The 18,312-nt window shown below is 72.3% G+C and carries 18 protein-coding genes; 8 read left to right on the top strand and 10 right to left on the bottom strand.

Annotated elements, in window-relative coordinates; genetic code table 11:
* Positions 1 to 37: 37 nt before the first annotated feature.
* On the top strand, positions 38 to 1,036 hold the full coding sequence (gene hemB / locus ACZ46W_RS30515) for a porphobilinogen synthase (protein WP_468344338.1): 999 nt from the start codon (positions 38 to 40) through the stop codon (positions 1,034 to 1,036).
* On the opposite strand, the gene ACZ46W_RS30510 is transcribed toward hemB, so the two are convergent.
* The 3 genes from ACZ46W_RS30510 to argS form a co-directional block, all read right to left on the bottom strand.
* On the bottom strand, positions 1,033 to 1,788 hold the full coding sequence (locus ACZ46W_RS30510; protein ID WP_468344335.1) for a DUF4253 domain-containing protein: 756 nt from the start codon (positions 1,786 to 1,788) through the stop codon (positions 1,033 to 1,035). The genes hemB and ACZ46W_RS30510 overlap by 4 nt on opposite strands.
* Positions 1,789 to 1,821: 33 nt before the next feature.
* Positions 1,822 to 2,601: a hypothetical protein gene (locus ACZ46W_RS30505; RefSeq protein ID WP_468344332.1), complete on the bottom strand. Its 780-nt coding sequence runs from the start codon at positions 2,599 to 2,601 to the stop codon at positions 1,822 to 1,824.
* A gap of 193 nt (positions 2,602 to 2,794) precedes the next feature.
* A complete protein-coding gene (argS, locus tag ACZ46W_RS30500) occupies positions 2,795 to 4,552 on the bottom strand; it encodes an arginine--tRNA ligase (protein ID WP_468344329.1) in 1,758 nt (585 codons plus the stop codon).
* A gap of 172 nt (positions 4,553 to 4,724) precedes the next feature.
* Here argS and lysS point away from each other — a divergent pair, with 172 nt between their 5' ends.
* Both lysS and ACZ46W_RS30490 read left to right on the top strand, forming a co-directional pair.
* Entirely contained in the window at positions 4,725 to 6,467 is a 1,743-nt protein-coding gene (gene lysS / locus ACZ46W_RS30495) for a lysine--tRNA ligase (protein WP_468344326.1), read from the top strand.
* A gap of 132 nt (positions 6,468 to 6,599) precedes the next feature.
* Positions 6,600 to 6,803, top strand: a complete 204-nt coding sequence (locus tag ACZ46W_RS30490) for a hypothetical protein (RefSeq protein WP_468344323.1) — start codon at positions 6,600 to 6,602, stop codon at positions 6,801 to 6,803.
* A 43-nt stretch (positions 6,804 to 6,846) separates the two neighbouring features.
* On the opposite strand, the gene ACZ46W_RS30485 is transcribed toward ACZ46W_RS30490, so the two are convergent.
* From ACZ46W_RS30485 to ACZ46W_RS30475, 3 genes are all read right to left on the bottom strand, one after another.
* Positions 6,847 to 8,151, bottom strand: a complete 1,305-nt coding sequence (locus tag ACZ46W_RS30485; protein ID WP_468344320.1) for a DUF2637 domain-containing protein — start codon at positions 8,149 to 8,151, stop codon at positions 6,847 to 6,849.
* A gap of 115 nt (positions 8,152 to 8,266) precedes the next feature.
* Complete coding sequence (locus ACZ46W_RS30480) at positions 8,267 to 9,001, bottom strand: DUF3558 domain-containing protein (protein ID WP_468344317.1); 735 nt, start codon at positions 8,999 to 9,001, stop codon at positions 8,267 to 8,269.
* Between the two features lie 148 nt (positions 9,002 to 9,149).
* Positions 9,150 to 9,986, bottom strand: coding sequence for a DUF3558 domain-containing protein (locus ACZ46W_RS30475; protein WP_468344314.1), 837 nt, complete (start codon positions 9,984 to 9,986; stop codon positions 9,150 to 9,152).
* 244 nt (positions 9,987 to 10,230) lie between these two features.
* On the opposite strand from ACZ46W_RS30475, the gene ACZ46W_RS30470 reads away from it, so the two are divergent.
* A complete protein-coding gene (locus ACZ46W_RS30470; RefSeq protein WP_468344311.1) occupies positions 10,231 to 11,424 on the top strand; it encodes an RtcB family protein in 1,194 nt (397 codons plus the stop codon).
* A gap of 111 nt (positions 11,425 to 11,535) precedes the next feature.
* Here ACZ46W_RS30470 and ACZ46W_RS30465 read toward each other — a convergent pair whose 3' ends face one another.
* Positions 11,536 to 12,300 (bottom strand): SDR family NAD(P)-dependent oxidoreductase, encoded by a 765-nt coding sequence (locus ACZ46W_RS30465; RefSeq protein ID WP_468344308.1) that lies wholly within the window; start codon positions 12,298 to 12,300, stop codon positions 11,536 to 11,538.
* 123 nt (positions 12,301 to 12,423) lie between these two features.
* Here ACZ46W_RS30465 and ACZ46W_RS30460 point away from each other — a divergent pair, with 123 nt between their 5' ends.
* The gene (locus ACZ46W_RS30460) at positions 12,424 to 12,918 is read left to right on the top strand and encodes a hypothetical protein (protein ID WP_468344305.1); all 495 of its coding nucleotides are present in this window, start codon (positions 12,424 to 12,426) and stop codon (positions 12,916 to 12,918) included.
* Positions 12,919 to 12,996: 78 nt separating this feature from the next.
* On the top strand, positions 12,997 to 13,707 hold the full coding sequence (locus ACZ46W_RS30455; protein WP_468344302.1) for an AAA family ATPase: 711 nt from the start codon (positions 12,997 to 12,999) through the stop codon (positions 13,705 to 13,707).
* Between the two features lie 148 nt (positions 13,708 to 13,855).
* On the opposite strand, the gene ACZ46W_RS30450 is transcribed toward ACZ46W_RS30455, so the two are convergent.
* Complete coding sequence (locus ACZ46W_RS30450; protein WP_468344395.1) at positions 13,856 to 15,274, bottom strand: FAD-dependent monooxygenase; 1,419 nt, start codon at positions 15,272 to 15,274, stop codon at positions 13,856 to 13,858.
* A gap of 124 nt (positions 15,275 to 15,398) precedes the next feature.
* On the opposite strand from ACZ46W_RS30450, the gene ACZ46W_RS30445 reads away from it, so the two are divergent.
* Both ACZ46W_RS30445 and ACZ46W_RS30440 read left to right on the top strand, forming a co-directional pair.
* Entirely contained in the window at positions 15,399 to 15,959 is a 561-nt protein-coding gene (locus ACZ46W_RS30445) for a TetR/AcrR family transcriptional regulator (RefSeq protein ID WP_468344299.1), read from the top strand.
* Positions 15,960 to 16,110: 151 nt separating this feature from the next.
* Positions 16,111 to 16,578, top strand: coding sequence for a MarR family winged helix-turn-helix transcriptional regulator (locus tag ACZ46W_RS30440; RefSeq protein WP_468344296.1), 468 nt, complete (start codon positions 16,111 to 16,113; stop codon positions 16,576 to 16,578).
* 23 nt (positions 16,579 to 16,601) lie between these two features.
* On the opposite strand, the gene ACZ46W_RS30435 is transcribed toward ACZ46W_RS30440, so the two are convergent.
* Both ACZ46W_RS30435 and ACZ46W_RS30430 read right to left on the bottom strand, forming a co-directional pair.
* The gene (locus ACZ46W_RS30435) at positions 16,602 to 17,336 is read right to left on the bottom strand and encodes a Mut7-C RNAse domain-containing protein (protein ID WP_468344293.1); all 735 of its coding nucleotides are present in this window, start codon (positions 17,334 to 17,336) and stop codon (positions 16,602 to 16,604) included.
* Between the two features lie 38 nt (positions 17,337 to 17,374).
* Entirely contained in the window at positions 17,375 to 18,241 is an 867-nt protein-coding gene (locus ACZ46W_RS30430) for an NAD(P)H-binding protein (protein WP_468344290.1), read from the bottom strand.
* Between the last annotated feature and the right edge of the window lie 71 nt (positions 18,242 to 18,312).

The following is an 18,312-nucleotide window of genomic DNA, read 5'->3' as shown; positions in this document are numbered from 1 at the left end:
GCAAGAGCAGGGGCGGCGCGGGCGTAGCGTGGGGCGTATGACTTCGTACGGATCCTTCCCCGGTTCGCGGCCGCGGCGGCTGCGGACGACTCCCGTGATGCGGCGGATGGTCGCGGAGACGCGGCTCCACCCGGCCGACCTGATCCTGCCCGCGTTCGTGCGCGAGGGGGTGAGCGAGCCGGTGCCGATCGGGGCGATGCCCGGGGTCGTGCAGCACACCCGGGACACGCTGCGGAAGGCCGCCGTGGAGGCGGTCGAGGCCGGGGTCTCCGGGATCATGCTCTTCGGTGTGCCGGAGGACGCGAAGAAGGACGCGGCCGGGACGGCGGGGACCGACCCGGAGGGCATCCTCCAGGTGGCCATCCGGGACGTGCGGGCCGAGGTGGGCGACGACCTCGTGGTGATGTCGGACCTGTGCCTGGACGAGTACACCGACCACGGGCACTGCGGCGTGCTGGACGCCGAGGGGCGGGTGGACAACGACGCGACCCTGGAGCGGTACGCCGAGATGGCGCAGGTCCAGGCGGACGCGGGCGTCCACGTGGTGGGGCCCAGCGGGATGATGGACGGGCAGGTCGGGGTGGTCCGGGACGCGCTGGACACCATCGGCAAGGAGGACGTGGGGATCCTCGCCTACACGGTGAAGTACGCCTCGGCGTTCTACGGGCCTTTCCGTGAGGCGGTCGGGTCGTCACTGGAGGGCGACCGCAAGACGTACCAGCAGGACGCGGCGAACCTGCGGGAGTCGATGCGGGAGCTGGCGCTCGACCTGGAAGAGGGCGCCGACATGGTGATGGTCAAGCCGGCCGGGCCCTACCTGGATGTGCTGGCGAAGGTCGCGGACGCGGTGGACGTGCCGGTCGCGGCGTACCAGATCAGCGGTGAGTACGCGATGATCGAGGCCGCCGCCGAGAAGGGCTGGATCGAGCGGGACAAGGCGATCCTGGAGTCCCTCACGGGCATCAAGCGGGCGGGCGCGCAGATGATCCTCACCTACTGGGCGACCGAGGCCGCCCAGCGGCTGCGCCAGGGCTAATCCCACCAGAACGTCCACTCGTGGCGGTCGAGCACCTCCTCGGCGGCGTAGGCGCGGATGGTGTCGTAGCCGTCCCAGACGTTGTCGGGGCAGAACGCGTAGTGCTCGGCGGCCACGGCGAGGGCGTCGGCCGTGGTGCGGGGCGGCGCCGCCACGGACACGGTGAGGAGGTCGGGGCCCAGGCCCACGACCCGTATGCCGAAGCGGTCCTCCCAGGAGCGGAGGATCGTGGAGAGCTGAACGGCGTCGGTGTGGTTCGTGGCGCCGCCCCAGCCGAGGACGGCCGGGATGTCGGCGCTGCGGCGGGCCGGGACCAGGGCGCCGCGGGCCCCCTTCAACCACTCGTCGTCGCCCGCCAGTTCGGCGGTCAGGCGGGCCGCGGTGTCGTCGGGGGCGGTGCCGTCCGGGGCGGTCTCGCCCTCGGCGGTGGCGGGGGCGGTGGCGGGGGCAAGACCGGGCCAGGCGCGGGAGAAGGGCGCGAGGGTGCCCTCGTCCTCCTCCTGCGCCAGCTCGTCCCACAGGGCGGCCAGCGTCGCCGCCGGGTCGTGGTCGTCGGGGTCGGCCACCTGGCTCGGGTGGAGGTACTGGGTCTCGGTGAGCAGCACGGGCTGCATCCCGGCGGCTTCCCGGGCGGGCAGGAGACGGGCCCACGTGTCGGGCGTGGCGGGCTCGTCCGCGTACCAGAGCGACGGCTGGACGCGCATGGTGCCGGGCGGGAGGTCCAGGCCCAGCGCGTTCGGGTTGATGACCATGGAACGACCATAGGCGCCGCCACTGACAATGGATCAGGGCCGCGATTCGTACAGGGTGGTGTGGTAGCGGCCGTCCTCCTCCCGGCCCGTGGGGTCCAGGCCCGCGAGCCGCACGGCGCGGATGGCGGCGCGCCGCTCCTCGGGTCCGGTGAACAGGCGTTGGGGGTAGGTGCGGTCGGGGTCCGTGCGCGTGGCGAGGCCGAAGCCCGCCAGGCAGGAGGCGATCGGCGCGTACGGCACCGTGCGGAGCACGAACGCGCTCACCCACACCGGGCGCCGTGCGCATTCCAGCAGCGCGGCGAAGGTGCGGCGGCTGAGGAAACTGGCCCCGCCGGTGAGGGTGATGAGGCCGACGTCGCCCATGGCGGCGGTCAGGGCGGGCCCGGGCGCGTGTTCTTCGAGGTTGTCGCGGTGGACCCCGTCGAGCAGGCCGACCGCGTGGGCGTAGTCGACGGCGTGGTGGGCGATGTCGAGGCCGAGGACGCGGACGGCGTCGGGCCGGCGCCTGGCGGCGTAGAAGTCCTTGTCCCACTCCATGAGTTCGGCGGTCGTCAGCCGCGCGGTCGCGGGGCTCGTGTAGTGGGCGTACAGGTCGGCCAGGGTCAGGTCGTGGTTGAGCAGGGCGGCGTTGATGCCGTACGAGCAGCACAGGTCGAGCACGGTGAGGCCGGGGTCGGCGCGTTCGGCGACGGTGCGCCGGAAGACGGCCTGGGCGTGGTGGGGGATCTCGTACGACAGCGGCGCCAGCCGGGCGAAGTAGGCGCGCGGGTCGGGGCGGTCGTAGACGTCGTCGAAGCTGGCCATGCCGTGCATGTGTTCCTCCTGCGGCCGGGGGTGGCGCAGGCATCGTGTCCCGCCCCGCGCACCCGGCGGCGGGCGCAACGGGGGCGCATGGGCGCAGGCGGGTCACAGGTGGCTCAGTTCCGCCGGAGCGGGTCCGGGAGGCCGTGACGCGGGAGGGGGCGTGCCGTGGTCGGCACGCCCCCTCCCGCGGGTGGGTGAGGTGTCAGAGGCGCTCGGGCGTCCGGATGCCGAGCAGCGCCATGCCCTGGTGGAGGGTGCGGGCGGTCAGGTCGCACAGGAACAGGCGGTTCTCGACCTGCTCGGGGGTGTCCGCCTTGAGGACCGGGCACTCCGAGTAGAACGTCGTGTAGTGGGACGCCAACTGGTACAGGTACGCGGCCAGCTTGTGCGGCTCGTAGGAGTCCGCGACCTCGGCCAGCGTCTCGCCGAACTGGTCCAGGTGCAGGCCCAGGGCGCGCTCGGCCGGGGCCAGGGCGATCTCCGGGTGCGCGGCGGGCTTGGACTCGCCGGCCTTGCGGATGATCGACTTGATCCGGGCGTACGCGTACTGGAGGTAGACGGACGTGTCGCCGTTGAGCGACACCATCTGGTCCAGGTCGAACTTGTAGTCGCGGGACGCGGAGGTGGACAGGTCGGCGTACTTGATCGCGCCGATGCCCACCTGGGCGGCGCGCTCGGCGATCTCGTCCTCGGTCAGGTCCTGGGCCTTCTCGCGGACCACGGCCGCCGCCCGGTCGATCGCCTCGTCCAGCAGGTCGACCAGCCGGACCGTCTCGCCCTCACGGGTCTTGAACGGCTTGCCGTCCTTGCCCAGGACCGTGCCGAAGGCGAGCTGGACGGCGTGGACCCGCTCGTTCAGCCAGCCCGCGCGGCGGGCGGTCTCGAAGACCATCTTGAAGTGCAGCGACTGGCGGGCGTCCACGACGTACACCAGGGTGTCCGCGCCCAGGTTCTGCACGCGGTCGCGGATGGCGGACAGGTCGGTGGCCGCGTAGCCGTAGCCGCCGTTGGACTTCTTGACGATCAGCGGGACCGGGTTGCCGTCCGGGCCCTTGACGTCGTCGAAGAACACGCACAGGGCGCCCTCGGAGCGGACCGCGACGCCGGACTCCTCCAGCAGGCGGCACGTCTCGTCGAGCATGTCGTTGTACCCGGACTCGCCGACGACGTCCGGGTCGTTGATCTCCATGTCCAGCTTGTTGAAGACCGAGTAGAAGTAGATCTTCGACTCGTCGACGAACCGCTGCCACAGCGCGAGGGTCTCCTCGTCGCCGGACTGGAGGGCCACCACACGGTCGCGGGAGCGGGCCTTGAACTCCTCGTCGGAGTCGAAGTGGGCGCGGGCGGCCTTGTAGAGGCGGTTGAGGTTGGACATCGCCTCTTCGCCGGAGGTGGCCGAGTCCTTGTGGTCCAGCTCGTGCGGGTGCTCGATCAGGTACTGGATGAGCATGCCGAACTGGGTGCCCCAGTCGCCGATGTGGTGGCGGCGGATCACCTTCTCGCCTGCGAACTCCATGATCTTGACCATGGCGTCGCCGATGACGGCGGAGCGGAGGTGCCCGACGTGCATCTCCTTCGCCACGTTCGGCTGGGCGTAGTCGATCACCGTCGTGCCGGCGCTCGGAGCGTACGGGACGCCGAGGCGGTCGTCGGCGGCGCGGGCGGCGAGGGTCTCGGTGATCGCCTGGTCGGTGATGGTGATGTTGAGGAAGCCGGGGCCGGAGACCTCGATGTCCTTGAGGACGTCATCGGCGCCGATGGCCTCGACGACCTTGGTCGCCAGCTCGCGCGGGTTGCCCTTGAGCTTCTTGGCGAGGGCCAGGATGCCGTTGGCCTGGAAGTCGGCCCGGTCGCTTCGTCGCAGCAGCGGGTCGGCGGAACCGGCCTCCGGCAGGGCTGCCGTCAGGGCGTCCGCGAGGCGCTGCTGCACGGTCGAAGCGAGAGAAGGGACCGAGGCCATGAGCTTCCGTTCCTGTCGTGGTGGTGAATGCCTATTCCGGTTGTCAAGTGTCCCATGGGTCCGCAAGCTCTTTGTCGTGGCTTTGCCCGGCCTGTGGACAACCTCGGGGGACGTTGTTCCGTCTGGGAGAATGTCTTACGCCAGCCTTCGAGAAGACCGAGGAATCAAGGACGTGCCGATCGTGGCTCAGAGCAGCACCGAGACCGACTGGGTCTCCCGTTTCGCGGACGAGGTCATCGCCGAATCGGAGCGACGTGCGCCTGGGAAACCGGTCGTGGTCGCCTCCGGTCTGTCGCCGTCGGGCCCCATCCACCTGGGCAACCTCCGCGAGGTCATGACCCCGCACCTGGTGGCCGACGAGATCCGGCGGCGGGGGTATGAGGTCCGTCACCTGATCTCCTGGGACGACTACGACCGGTACCGCAAGGTGCCGGTGGGCATCCCGGGCGTCGACGACTCCTGGCAGGAGCACATCGGCAAGCCGCTGACCTCCGTCCCGGCCCCCGCCGGCTCCGCGTACCCGAACTGGGCGGAGCACTTCAAGGCCGGGATGATCGAGTCGCTCGCCGAGCTGGGCGTCGAGTACGACGGCATCAGCCAGACCGAGCAGTACACGTCGGGCGCGTACCGCGAGCAGATCCTGCACGCGATGCGGCACCGGGCGACGATCGACGCGATCCTCGATCGGTACCGCACGAAGGACAAGGCGACCGGCAAGCCGAAGAAGCAGCAGCAGAAGCCGGTCGACGAGGCCGAGCTGGTCGCCGAGGAGGGCTCCGGCGCGGCCAGCGAGGACGACGGCTCCGGCGGCACCGGCGGCTACTTCCCGTACAAGCCGTACTGCGGGCAGTGCGGCAAGGACCTGACCACCGTCACCTCGTACGACGACGAGTCGACGGAGCTGTCCTACACCTGCGCCTGCGGGTTCGCCGAGACGGTGAAGCTGAGCGAGTTCAACCGCGGCAAGCTGGTCTGGAAGGTCGACTGGCCGATGCGCTGGGCTTACGAGGGCGTGATCTTCGAGCCAAGCGGTGTCGACCACTCCTCGCCGGGGTCGTCGTTCGTGGTGGGCGGGCAGATCGTGCGCGAGGTGTTCGACGGCGTCCAGCCGATCGGCCCCATGTACGCGTTCGTCGGTATCTCGGGCATGGCGAAGATGTCGTCCTCGAAGGGCGGCGTGCCCACCCCGGCCGACGCGCTGCAGATCATGGAGGCGCCGCTGCTGCGCTGGCTGTACGCGCGCCGCAAGCCCAACCAGGCCTTCAAGATCGCCTTCGACCAGGAGATCCAGCGGCTGTACGACGAGTGGGACAAGCTGGAAGCCAAGGTCGCCGACGGCAGCGTGCTGCCGGCCGACGCCGCCGCCCACTCGCGCGCGGTGCGCACGGCCGCCGGTGAGCTGCCGCGCACGCCGCGCCCGCTGCCGTACCGGACGCTCGCCTCGGTCGTGGACATCACCGCCGGGCACGACGAGCAGACGCTGCGCATCCTGAGCGAGCTGGACCCGGCGCGGCCGCTCGCCTCGCTGGACGAGGTCCGTCCGCGGCTGGACCGCGCGGAGAGCTGGATCTCCACCCAGGTCCCGGCCGAGCAGCGCACCATCGTCCGCTCCGAGCCCGACACCGAGCTGCTCGGCTCGCTGGACGAGGAGGGGCGCGAGTCGCTGCGCCTGCTGCTGGAGGGCCTGGACAGCCACTGGTCGCTGGACGGGCTCACCACACTGGTCTACGGCGTGCCGAAGGTGATGGCCGGCCTCGACCCGGAGGCCAAGCCGACGCCGGAGCTGAAGGTCGCCCAGCGCACCTTCTTCGCCCTGCTGTACCAGCTCCTGGTCGGCCGGGACACCGGGCCGCGACTGCCCACGCTGCTCCTGGCCGTGGGCGCCGACCGGGTGCGCAAGCTGCTCGGCGCGTAGGGTTCCACGACGGTTGCCTGAGGGCTCTCACCTGCGGGTGAGGGCCCTCCGGCGTTTCTGCATCCTTCGGATGACCCGGGTCTCGGTCCGGGGCAGGACGATTCCGGGCGCGGGCCACGGGACCGTGGAGCCATGAAGGAAATCACGGCGATCATCGGTTGGTTCACCGGCATCCAGGGCATCCTCGGCGTCGCGGGGCGAACCTTCGGGGACGGGCCCTGGGGGCTGCTGCACAAGTGGTGGGAGATCCCGACGGCCGGGTACGCCGTGATCGCGGTGCTGGGCGCGGGCCTGGCCGTGTACGGGGAGACGGCGAAGATCCGGGCGAAGCGGTGAGCGGTGGGGGCCGCCGGAGCCCGGGCTCGGGGGGACGGGTGGTTCAGGCGATGTGCTCGGCGGCGAGTTCGGCCTGGTAGTGGTTCTTGAACTCGGGCAGCAGGCGGCGTAGGAGGACCGCGCTGAGGGGATGGCGGATGCCGTGGCGGTCGGCGAGGTGGATGTCGAGGACGTCCACGCTGGGCCAGTCGTTGTTCTCGTCGACGTACTGCTTGAAGACCGGGTAGGCGAGGCGGCTGAACTCCTCGGCGTCCGGGTCGGAGAGGTCGGCGGACAGCGGCTCGTCGACGGCGTCGGGGCCCGGGGGAACGCGGACCGGGGTGGGCTCCAGCCCCTCGACGTAGGTGGGGGCATAGGCGCGCTCGTAGGCGTCCTGCGGCAGTTGAGGGGCGTCGAACCAGGGGCTCTCGTGGTTGCCGGGCAGCCGCGGGGCGGGCTCGGGCGCCGGCTCGTGTGCCGACGCCGGTTCGGGCTCGTGAGCCGACGCCGGTTCGGGCTCGGGCTCGGGGTGGGGCTGGGGCTGGGGCTCGGCCCGGGGGGCGGGCTCCGGTGCCGGTTCGGGGGCCCGGTCGGGGTCGGGGCCGGCGTGGGGGTGATCGAGGGCCTGGGCCTGCGGGAGCTCCGGCGTCGCCTTTTCGAGCTGGACCGGGTTCGGGGGCAGCAGCACCGGCTCGATGCCCGCCGCCGCGAGGCCCGCCGGGGCCGTCTCGGCGAGCGGGACGCCGTACTTCGCCAGCCGCAGCGGCATCAGCGCCTCCACGGGGGCCTTGCGGCGCCAGGCGCGGCCGAAGCGGGCCTGGAGGCGGGCCTGGTAGATCAGCCGGTCCTGTTCGAGCTTGATGACCTGCTCGTAGGAGCGCAGCTCCCACAGCTTCATCCGGCGCCAGAGCCGGAAGGTGGGCACGGGCGACAGCAGCCACCGGGTGAGGCGTACGCCCTCCATGTGCTTGTCGGCCGTGATGTCGGCGATCCGGCCGATCGCGTGCCGGGCCGCCTCCACCGCGACGACGAACAGGACCGGGATCACGGCGTGCATGCCGACGCCGAGCGGGTCGGGCCAGGAGGCCGCGCCGTTGAAGGCGATCGTCGCGGCGGTCAGCAGCCACGCGGTCTGGCGCAGCAGGGGGAAGGGGATGCGCAGCCAGGTCAGCAGCAGGTCGAGGGCCAGCAGGACACAGATCCCGGCGTCGATGCCGATGGGGAAGACCAGCGAGAAGTCGCCGAAGCCCTTCTTCTCGGCGAGTTCGCGCACCGCCGCGTACGAGCCGGCGAAACCGATGCCGGCGATGATCACGGCACCCATGATGACGATGCCGATGAGTATTCGGTGCGTCCGTGTCAGTTGCATCGCGGCCACCCGCGATCCCCTCCCGTCGATGAATCCGAGCGGGCAAAGCCTGGCACACGCGTACGGAGCCCGGACCTCGGGGGAGGTCCGGGCTCCGCACGGGGCTTGGCCGTGGTTACTTGTTGGCCGCCGCGACCGCGGCCACCGCCTCCTTGGAGGCCTTGACCGCGTCCTCCATCAGGTCCGACGGGGTCGGGGTCTTGGCGCCCGCGTAACCGGCGCCGTTGTAGGAGACGGTGATGAGCACGTTCTCCGTACGGGTCACGATCGCCGCGTACTTGAAGTCCTCGTCGGTCTTCTTCAGGCCGTAGCTGATGGCCGTCGCCTCGTTGCCGACGCCCGCCGCGGGCGAGGTCTTCACGCTGGTGGCGCCCTCGGTCGCCTTCACCTTGGCGACCTCCTTGGTGTAGTTCGCCTGGGCGCGCTGCTCGCCGCTGCCGAGCGACGGGTCGGAGTCGTAGCGCAGCAGCGAGATGTCGAGCCAGCGGTACTGGGAGCCCTTGACGCCGTTGTCGTCCAGGCCGTTCCAGGCACAGCTTCCACGGCTGGCCGTGTCGGAGGACTTGCCGGGCGTGCCCTTCTCGTTCTTCACCTCCGGCACGAGGTCCTCGATCGTCTTGCCGGTGATCGCCTTGCAGGCGTCGGGCAGCTCCGTGTACTTCGCGGGCGCGACGCTCGGCTTGGGCTTCACGGCGGTCTGCGGCGAGGAGGCGGCGGACGGCGACTGCGCGTTCGCGTCGCTCGTGCCGCCCTTGCTGTCGGAGTCCGACGAGCAGCCGGCGACGACGAGCATCACCGGTACGGCTGCGCAGGCGAGTATGCGGGTGAGTCGCGGGGCTGATCGGTGCATGGTTCCTTCAGTCGCTTGTCGTACGGTCCGGCGGGCCGGCGGTCCTACGGTCCTACGGTCTACGGTTCCGACACGGTAGCCCGACTCGGGACGTCCGCGGTGGGCTCCCCGGGGGCGCTGGGACGGATCCGGGGGCCGCCCGGGGTGGCTACTCCTCGAACTTCTCGGCGAGATTCCGGGCCAGACCCTGGGCCTTTTCCTGGAGTTCCTTGCTGTCGGGCACCTCGGTGACGCGGGCCGGCTGCTCGCCGTACCGGATGGTCACGATGACGTTCGATGTGCGGAACACCACGCTCACGGTGCGGCTCTGGGCGGTGGAACCGGCGCGGGTGAGCACATCGTCCAGGAACGCCGCGTCGCCGAGGTCGGCCAGGACGCGCGGTTCCAGGCCCTCGGGGGTGGCGGGGCTCCCGGAGGGGGTGGGGACGGGGCCGGCCTGCGCCGTTCGGGTGGGGGCGCCGGTGGCGGGACCCGTGGCGGGCGGGGCCTGCTGCGCCTTGTCCTCGCCGGGGGCGGCGGCCTGCGCGGCGGGGAGGCCGGCGGCGGCCTCCTTCTCGGCGTACACCTGCTGGGCGCGGTCGTCGTCGCTGACGGCCGGGTCGTAGGAGACGACGCGCTCGAAGTCGAGGGTGAGCTGGTGCGAGGCGTCCGGCCCGTCGGTCTTCCAGCTACACCCGGCGCGGCGGTCGGTGTCGTAGGTGACGGCGGCGGTGCCGCGGTAGACCCGCTCGCGCTGCTCCTCGGGCAGTTGGGCGGCGCCGGGGAGGAGGTCCTTCAGGGTGGAGCGCTGGACGGAGCCGCACGGTTCGAGGAGCGTGCGGTACTTGCCGGGCCGGCCGGCGGTGTCGGCGGGGCCGCCCGCCTTGGAGTCGGTGGTGGTGCCGTCCGGGCCGGAGCCGGCGCTGCACCCGGTCAGGCCGGTGACGCCGGCGGTGAGCGCCGCGAGGAGTGCGGCCACACCGGGTACGTACGCCCTTCGCTGCACGGTCCCGGGCTCCTTTCGCTCTGGTGCCGGTCGGTACGGCCGACGGTTCGGCCGGTACGGCCGACGCTGCGGCCGGTGCGGCCGGCGGTACGGGCGGTGCGGGGAAAACGGGTTGCCGCTCGTCGCCGGTCGATGGACACAATGTGTATCGCACGCGCTGCCGTCGATGCCGGTCCGTTGTCGCTTATACGGACCTTGGAGCCGGTTTTTGCGCTTTCAGACTTTTCGGGGGAATTGAGGAACTATGTCGTATGTAGAGGTGCCCGGGGCGAAGGTCCCGATCCGGATGTGGACCGATCCTTCGTCGGTGGAGGACGGGGCGATGCGGCAGCTCCAGAACGTCGCCACCCTGCCCTGGATCAAGGGCCTGGCCGTGATGCCGGACGTGCACTACGGCAAGGGCGCGACGGTCGGCTCGGTGATCGCGATGCGCGGGGCGGTCTGCCCGGCGGCGGTCGGGGTGGACATCGGCTGCGGCATGTCGGCGGTGAAGACGTCGCTGACGGCGAACGACCTGCCCGGTGACCTGTCGCGGCTGCGCTCGAAGATCGAGCAGGCCATCCCGGTCGGGCGCGGTATGCATGACGACATGGTCGACCCCGGCCGGCTGCACGGCTTCCCGACGGCGGGCTGGGACGACTTCTGGGCGCGGTTCGACGGGGTGGCGGACTCGGTCAAGTTCCGTCGGGAGCGGGCCGCGAAGCAGATGGGAACGCTCGGGGGCGGCAACCACTTCATCGAGTTCTGTCTCGACGAGTCGGGATCGGTCTGGCTGATGCTGCACTCCGGTTCCCGGAACATCGGCAAGGAGCTCGCCGAGTACCACATCGGCGAGGCGCAGAAACTGCCGCACAACCAGGGTCTGGTCGACCGCGACCTCGCCGTCTTCGTCGCGGACACCCCGCAGATGGCGGCGTACCGGAACGACCTCTTCTGGGCGCAGGAGTACGCCAAGCACAACCGCGCGATCATGATGGGGCTGTTCCAGGACGTCGTCCGCAAGGAGTTCAAGAAGGCGAAGGTCACCTTCGACCGGGTCATCTCCTGCCACCACAACTACGTGGCGGAGGAGCGGTACGACGGGATGGACCTGTTGGTCACCCGGAAGGGCGCGATCCGGGCGGGCTCCGGGGAGTTCGGCATCATCCCGGGCTCGATGGGCACCGGCTCGTACATCGTGAAGGGCCTCGGCAACGAGGCGTCCTTCAACTCGGCCTCGCACGGCGCGGGCCGGAAGATGAGCCGCAGCGCCGCCAAGCGGCGGTTCTCGACGCGGGACCTGGAGGACCAGACGCGGGGCGTGGAGTGCCGCAAGGACTCCGGTGTCGTGGACGAGATCCCGGGCGCCTACAAGCCGATCGAGAAGGTCATCGACCAGCAGCGCGACCTGGTGCAGGTCGTGGCGAAGCTGAAGCAGGTGGTGTGCGTGAAGGGCTGAACCACCTTGGAAACGTCCTGGACGCGTCCACGGCACGTCGTGGACACGTCCACGGCACGTCCTGCGGAGGGCCCCGGCGGGTTGGCGCCGGGGCCCTTCACCATGCCGGGGTCACTGCTCGCGGTGGACCTTGGTGTTGGAGGCCTGGGCACGGGGGCGGACGACCAGGAGGTCGATGTTGACGTGGGCGGGGCGGGTGACCGCCCAGGTGATGGTGTCGGCGACGTCGTCGGCGCTGAGCGGGTCGGGGACGCCCGCGTACACCTTGGCCGCCTTCTCGGTGTCGCCCCGGAAGCGGGTGGTGGCGAACTCGTCGGTCTTGACCATGCCGGGGGCGATCTCGATGACGCGGACCGGGGTGCCGACGATTTCCAGGCGCAGGGTCTCGGCGAGGACGCGGGCACCGTTCTTGGCGGCGACGTAGCCCGCGCCGCCCTCGTAGGTGGCGTGGCCGGCGGTGGAGCTGACCACGACGACCGTGCCGGCGCCGCTCGCGGTGAGCGCGGGCAGCAGGGCCTGGGTCATGTGGAGCGTGCCGATCACATTGACCTCGTACATCTGGCGCCAGTCGTCGGGGTCGCCGGTGGCGACGGGGTCGGCGCCGAGGGCGCCGCCCGCGTTGTTGACGAGTACGTCGCAGCGCTCCAGGCCCGCCGCGAAGGCGTCGACGGCTGGGCGGTCGGTCACGTCGAGGGCGTACGCCGTGGCCCGGTGGCCGGCGGCGGTGAGCTCGGCGGCCAGCGCCTCGACACGGTCCTTGCGGCGGGCGGTGAGGACGACATGGTGGCCGGCCGCGGCGAGCTGCCGTGCCGTGGCGGCGCCGATGCCGCTGCTCGCTCCGGTGACGACGGCGACGGGGGTGGCGGCGGCGGTCATGACGGGTACTCCTCGCGCGAGTGATCGAACGGTCGATACGCGGTCAGCATAGGTCGCCACGAAGATCGCGTCCGAGCGGCGGGGGAGGCGTATGGGAACCGGTCATATCGGTATGTTCGGGACATGGTTGCGATGCGCAGGGCTCTGCTGGTGATGTCCGTCGCCATGGCGGCGGTGGTGGGAGCGGGCGGCGGTGCCGCCGGTGGCGTGGGACCGGAGGCCGGGGGCGTGGGGCCGGAGGCCGATGTGGCGCACCACGGGCACGTCTCCTTCTGGGACGGGCGGCTGGACGTCGTGCTGCTCAGTGAGAACCGTGGGCCGTCGGCGCTCGACGACACCACTGTGCGGCTGGCCTTCTCGGTCCCGCTCGCCGCCGGGCACGACCTGCCGGACGGCTGCGTGTGGGGCGGCGACCGGGAGGTGCTGTGCTCCACCGGGCCGCTGCGGGCGGACGGCACGCGGCGCGAGACGGCGCTGAGCGTGCGGACGGCCGGCGCGCCGCAGGAGCTGACGGTACGAGTGGCCACCGCGTGGAACGGCGGGGCGACCGACCGGAACCCGGCGGACAACGACCACCGCGTGCTGGTCCTCGCGACGGGTGACTCCTACGTCTTCTAACGCGGGCTGCGCGGCTTGTGCGGCTTGCGCGGCTTGTGTGGCTTGCCCCGGGGCGGGGGCGGCGGTGACACTCGGGGCGTGATCGTCGAACGTGCGTACGCCCATGTGGCCTCCTACGACGGGGGCGAGTGGCCCTGGTCGGTGCCCTGTGTGCGGCAGTTGATGGAGAAGGGGCTGCGGTTCACCGCGCCCGTGACCTTCCTGGTCGGGGAGAACGGCTCGGGCAAGTCGACGCTGGTCGAGGCCCTGGCGGAGGGCTTCGGGCTGGACTCCTGGGGCGGTTCGCACGACTGGCGGTACGCCACTCAGCGTGGCAAGTCGGTGCTGGGGGAGCGGGTCCGGTTCGAGGCGGCCACGTCGCGCGGGCGGCGCATGCTCGCGAGCCGGGCCGCCCGCAAGGGGTTCTTCCTGCGGGCCGAGACGGCACTGGACGCGCTGGACCGGGAGGGGTTCGCGCCGGACTCGGTGAGTCATGGGGAGGGCTTTCTCGCGGCGTTCCGGGGGAAGTTCCTCCAGCCCGGGCTGTACGTGATGGACGAGCCCGAAGCGGCGCTGTCGTTCAGCTCGTGCCTCGAACTGCTCGGCCACCTGGACCAGTTGGTGAAGGGTGGCGGCCAGGTCATCTGCGCCACCCATTCCCCGCTGCTGACCGCGCTGCCGGGCGCCGACATCGTCGAGGTCGGCGAGCACGGCCTGCGGCGGGTGGCGTGGCGCGACCTGGCCCTCGTCGACCACTGGCGCCGCTACCTCGCCGACCCGGGCGCCTATCTGCGGCACGTCCTGGAGTGACGGCGGCATCCGGGCGCGGGGACCGCCGGGTCGGAGGCCGAGGCCGGGCCAGGACCGGGGGCGGGCCAGGAGCCGGGCCGGTCCAGGACCCGGGCCGGGTCAGGATTCGGGCGCGGCGCTGGGTGGGAGGTCCGGCCCGGCGCGTGGCTCAGTCCGTGGCCCAGGCGATGTAGCCGTCCGGGCGGACCAGGAGGGTGTCGCGGCGGGCGCTGTTCGCCCAGCTCGCCCGTATGACCCGCCCGGGCACCGGGACGCCGGGCGTCCGGGAGGCGGCGCCCTGCGGGGCGATGAGGACGAACTCGCCCTTGCGGAGCAGTTCGTACAGCCGCCCTTCGGTGAGGGCCACGTCCGGGACGCGCCGGCCCGTCAGGGGGTGGGCGCCGCGCCCGGCGCGGTACGCGATGCCGATGCCGGTGATCATGCCCATCGCCCTGGTGGCCGCGGGGCGGACCGCGCTCAGGAAGCCCGCGCCCAGCGCGCGGACGGCGCGCTGGAGGGGATTGTGCGCCATGGCGAGGCGGACCAGGGCGCCGCTGCTGCGCAGCACCATCGCGCCGACCGGGTGCCGCTCGGCGTGGTAGCTGTCGAGCAGGGCCTCGGGGTCCGGGGCGTCCCCGCGCAGGACGGAGGCGAGCTTCCAGGAGAGGTTCGCGGCGTCCTGGAGGCCGGTGTTCAGCCCCTGGCCGCCGGCCGGGGAGTGGACGTGCGCCGCGTCGCCGGCGAGGAAGACGCGGCCCGTCCGGTAGGCGGGGACCTGGCGCTCGTCGCTGTGGAAGCGGGAGATCCAGCGGGCGTCGTGCATGCCGAAGTCCGAGCCGAGGGCGGAGCGGGTGATCTCGCGCAGCTCGTCGAGGTCGACCGGCTCGCTGTCGGGCACCTGGCGGTGGCGGTTCCAGCCCATGACCCGGTACCAGCCGTCGCCGAAGGGCGCGATGAAGGCGAACGTCTCCCCGGTGCCGTTGACCGCGACCAGGCTGCCCGGCTCCTCGGCGAGACGGACGTCGGCGAGCACGATGGACCGGATGACCGAGCGGCCGGGGAAGGGCAGGCCCAGCTCGCGGCGCACGGCGCTGCGGTGGCCGTCGGTACCCACGAGATAGCGGGCGCGCAGCGTGGCGCGCGTCCCGTCCGCGCCGGTGACCTCGGCCGTCACCGCGACGGCGTCCTGGCGCAGGGCGCGCAGCTCCGTGCCGTACCGGAAGTCCGCCCCCGCCGCGACGGCGCGGCGCTCCAGGAGGCGCTCGACCTCGTACTGCGGGGTGATGAGCACGAAGGGGAAACGGGAGCGGAGGCGCGAGAGGTCGAGCGACAGCCGGCCGAAGGCCTGCATCCGGTCGACCGTGGCGCCCGTCTTCACCAGCTCGTCCGCCAGGCCCCGGGCGTCGAGCAGCTCCAGGGTGCGGGCGTGCACGCCGAACGCGCGCGTCATGTTGCTGATCTCGTGCGGCCGGCGCTCGACGACCGTGACCTTGAGGCCGGCGGAAGCGAGGTCGCCGGCGAGCAGCAGCCCCGTGGGGCCCGCGCCCACGACGATGACGTCGATCTCCGTGCCGGCCGTGCCGTCCATACCGTCCATGGCAGCCTCCTCGGTACCCACGATCGGTGGTCAACAACTGTTGGTCAACGCTTGTTGGCAACGGTATCCGCCCTCGCGCTGGCACGTCAACACTTGTTGGCCTACATTTGTTGGCATGACGACCGCCCGCCGCTCCGACACCACCCGCGCCGCCATCCTGGAGGCGGCCCGGGAGCGGTTCGCCGCCGACGGCTACGAGCGCGCCACCATCCGCGCCATCGCCCGTGACGCGGGGATCGACCCGTCGATGGTGATGCGGTACTACGGCAACAAGGAGGGGCTGTTCGCCGCCGCCTCCAAGATCGACCTGCGGCTGCCCGAGTTCGGGGCCGTGCCCGCCAAGCACATGGGTGCCGTCCTCGTCTCGCACTTCCTCGACCGCTGGGAGCAGGACGACGTACTGACGGGCGTGCTGCGGGTCGGCGTCACCAACGACGCGGGTGCCGAACGCATGCGGGCGGTGTTCAAGGAGCAGCTCGGCCCGATCGCGGCCGCCGTCTGCCCCGACCCGGCCGACGCCCCGCGCCGCGCCGCGCTCGCGGCCTCGCAGTTCCTCGGCATGGCGCTGGCCCGGTACGTGGTGCGCCTTCCGCCCGCCGCCGAGATGTCGCGCGAGGAGCTGATCGCCTGGCTCGCGCCCACCATCCAGCGGTACCTGACCGCCGAGAAGCCGTAGGCCGAGGGCTGCGGCCCGCGGCCCGGGTCCGGGTCCGGGTCCGGGTCCGGGGGCCGAGGCCCGGTCCGGTCCGGGTTCGCTGCCAGGGTCCGGGGCAGGGGGCCGAAGTCCGGGGGCAGGGCTCCGGGCCTCCGCTTCGTACACTCTCCGCATGGTGCACAGGAAGCGGCTGATGGCCGAGCTGTTCGGTGAGGCCCGCCGCTACATGGCCGCGTACGCCCTGTTCAACCAGGCCCTCGCCGACCACCTTCGGCTGCACCCCACCGACGTGCAGTGCCTGAACCTGCTCGACCTGGAGCCCGGGCCCGTCACCACCGGACGCGTCGCCGAGCTGACCGGGCTCACCACCGGCTCCGCCACGCGGCTCGTCGACCGGCTGGAGCGCGCGGGGTACGTGACGCGCGAGCGCGACCCGCACGACCGGCGGCGCGTGCTGGTGGCCACCGTGCCCGAGCGGATGGCCGAGTTCGGCGCGGTCTGGGAGCGGGTGGGAGGGCCGTGGGCGGCGATGTTCGACGCGTACACCGAGGACGAGCTGGCGTTCCTCACCGCCCACATGCGCCGTACGGTCGAGGTCGGCGCCGCGCAGATCGAGGGCCTCCGCGCGCAGCCCGAGTGACCTACGCGCGCAGCCCGAGTGACCTACGCGGCCGCGCCGCCGAATTCGCGCAGCGCGTCCTCGACGATCGCCTCCAGTCGGGAGTGGTGCGCGCCGCGCCAGTACACCCGGCCGCACTCGGTGCACTGCGCGAAGACGTCGTACGTGCGCTGCGTGCCCTGCTCCAACTGCCCGCGCACCGCGTCCTTGTCGGCGTCGGCCAGCGGACCGTTGCAGGCCGTGCACCTGGTCCACGGGGTGAGCGGCGGGGCGAACCGTTCCAGCACGTCCCGCAGTTGGTCCTCCGGCCGGTCGCTGTAGACGTACGCCCCGGCCCACAGCTCGCGGCGCCGCAGCAGGCCCCGGTCGCGCGAGAGCATCACGCGCCGCTCCTTCGCCGACCAGGTGGCCAGCGCCGCGTCGCCGATGTCCTCGCTCTCGTACGCCGCGTCGACGCCGAGCAGCCGCAACCGGCGCGCCAGCGTGCCCAGATGGACGTCGAGGAGGAACCGGAGCGGCGCGCCCGGCACCGGCTGCGGGCGCTCGATGCCGAGGACCTGGACGTGCTCGCCGGCCGCCGGGATGTGCGCGGGCGTGACCGGGCGGCCGTCGACCAGCAGCCCGCCCGCCTCCGTGAGCGGCACGCCGAGCGACTCGACGACATGGCCGAGCGTCGACACCCCGTCGGTGACCACGACGGAGCGCCCGCTGCGGCGCGGCGCGGCGACGAAGAGGCCCAGGGCGGGCGCGAAGCTGATGTGGATCTCCGGTCCGTTCACGTCGTCAGCATGCCACCGGGCGTGCCGGGCCAGCCAGGTCATTTCGCCGCGGCGGGCCCGCCGAACGCCTCCGCGTGATCGGCCGCCCACTGGGCGAAGGTGCGGGCCGGGCGTCCGGTCACCTCCTCGACGGTGCGGGTCAACGGCACCGGCGCGGCGGCGCACGCGCTCCAGTGGGCGAGCAGCGCGTCGGCGAATTCCGCCGGGACGTACGGCGCCACCGACGCCTTCCACTCCTCCGGCGTCACGGCGTTGACCGCGACCTCTCGCCCTGCCGCACGCCCGAGAATCGCGAGCTGCTCGGCGAACGTGAGCGCCTCGGGGCCGGTCAGCACGTGGGACGCGCCGCGCACCCGGTCGTCGGTCAGGGCGGCGTACGCCACGTCGGCGATGTCCGCCTCGTGGATCGGGTCGCCGACCGCGCCCGGGTACGGCAGGTCCACGGCCCCCGCCGACCTCACCGCCGGGGCCCAGTGCAGGGCGTTGGTCGCGAACGCGCCCGGTCGCAGGTACGTGACGTCGAACGATCCGCCGGCGGACGCGGCGGCCAGGGCGCGTTCGACCTCGAGGTGGGGCGCCGCGATCGCGTTGGTCCCGGCGTCGGGGGACAGGACCGCGCTGGAGGAGAGCAGCACGATGTGCCGGACGCCCGCGGCGCGGGCGCGGGCGATGAACGTGTCGATGTGCCGGGGGTCGGCGTACAGGAACACGGCCTCGACGCCGTCGAGCGCGGCGGGGAACGTCTCCGGTGCGCCGAGGTCGCAGCGGACCGTGTCGACGTCGGCGGGCGGGGCGAGGCCGTCCGGGCTCGCGGAGGCGGCCCGGACCGGGATGCCCTTGCCGTGCAGCAGCGTGAGGAGGGTGGAGCCGACGCGGCCCCGGCTTCCGGTGACGAGAACGGTCATGGCGGGAGAGCCCCCGAGTAGCGTGTGTGAAGCAGAATCTGCGTGACGCAGATGAATATCCGCAGGGCGGC

The sequence above is a fragment of the Streptomyces sp. NPDC031064 genome, from assembly GCF_055570965.1.
The sequence above is the reverse complement of the archived record's forward strand: the minus strand, read 5'-3'. Positions and strand labels throughout refer to the sequence as shown.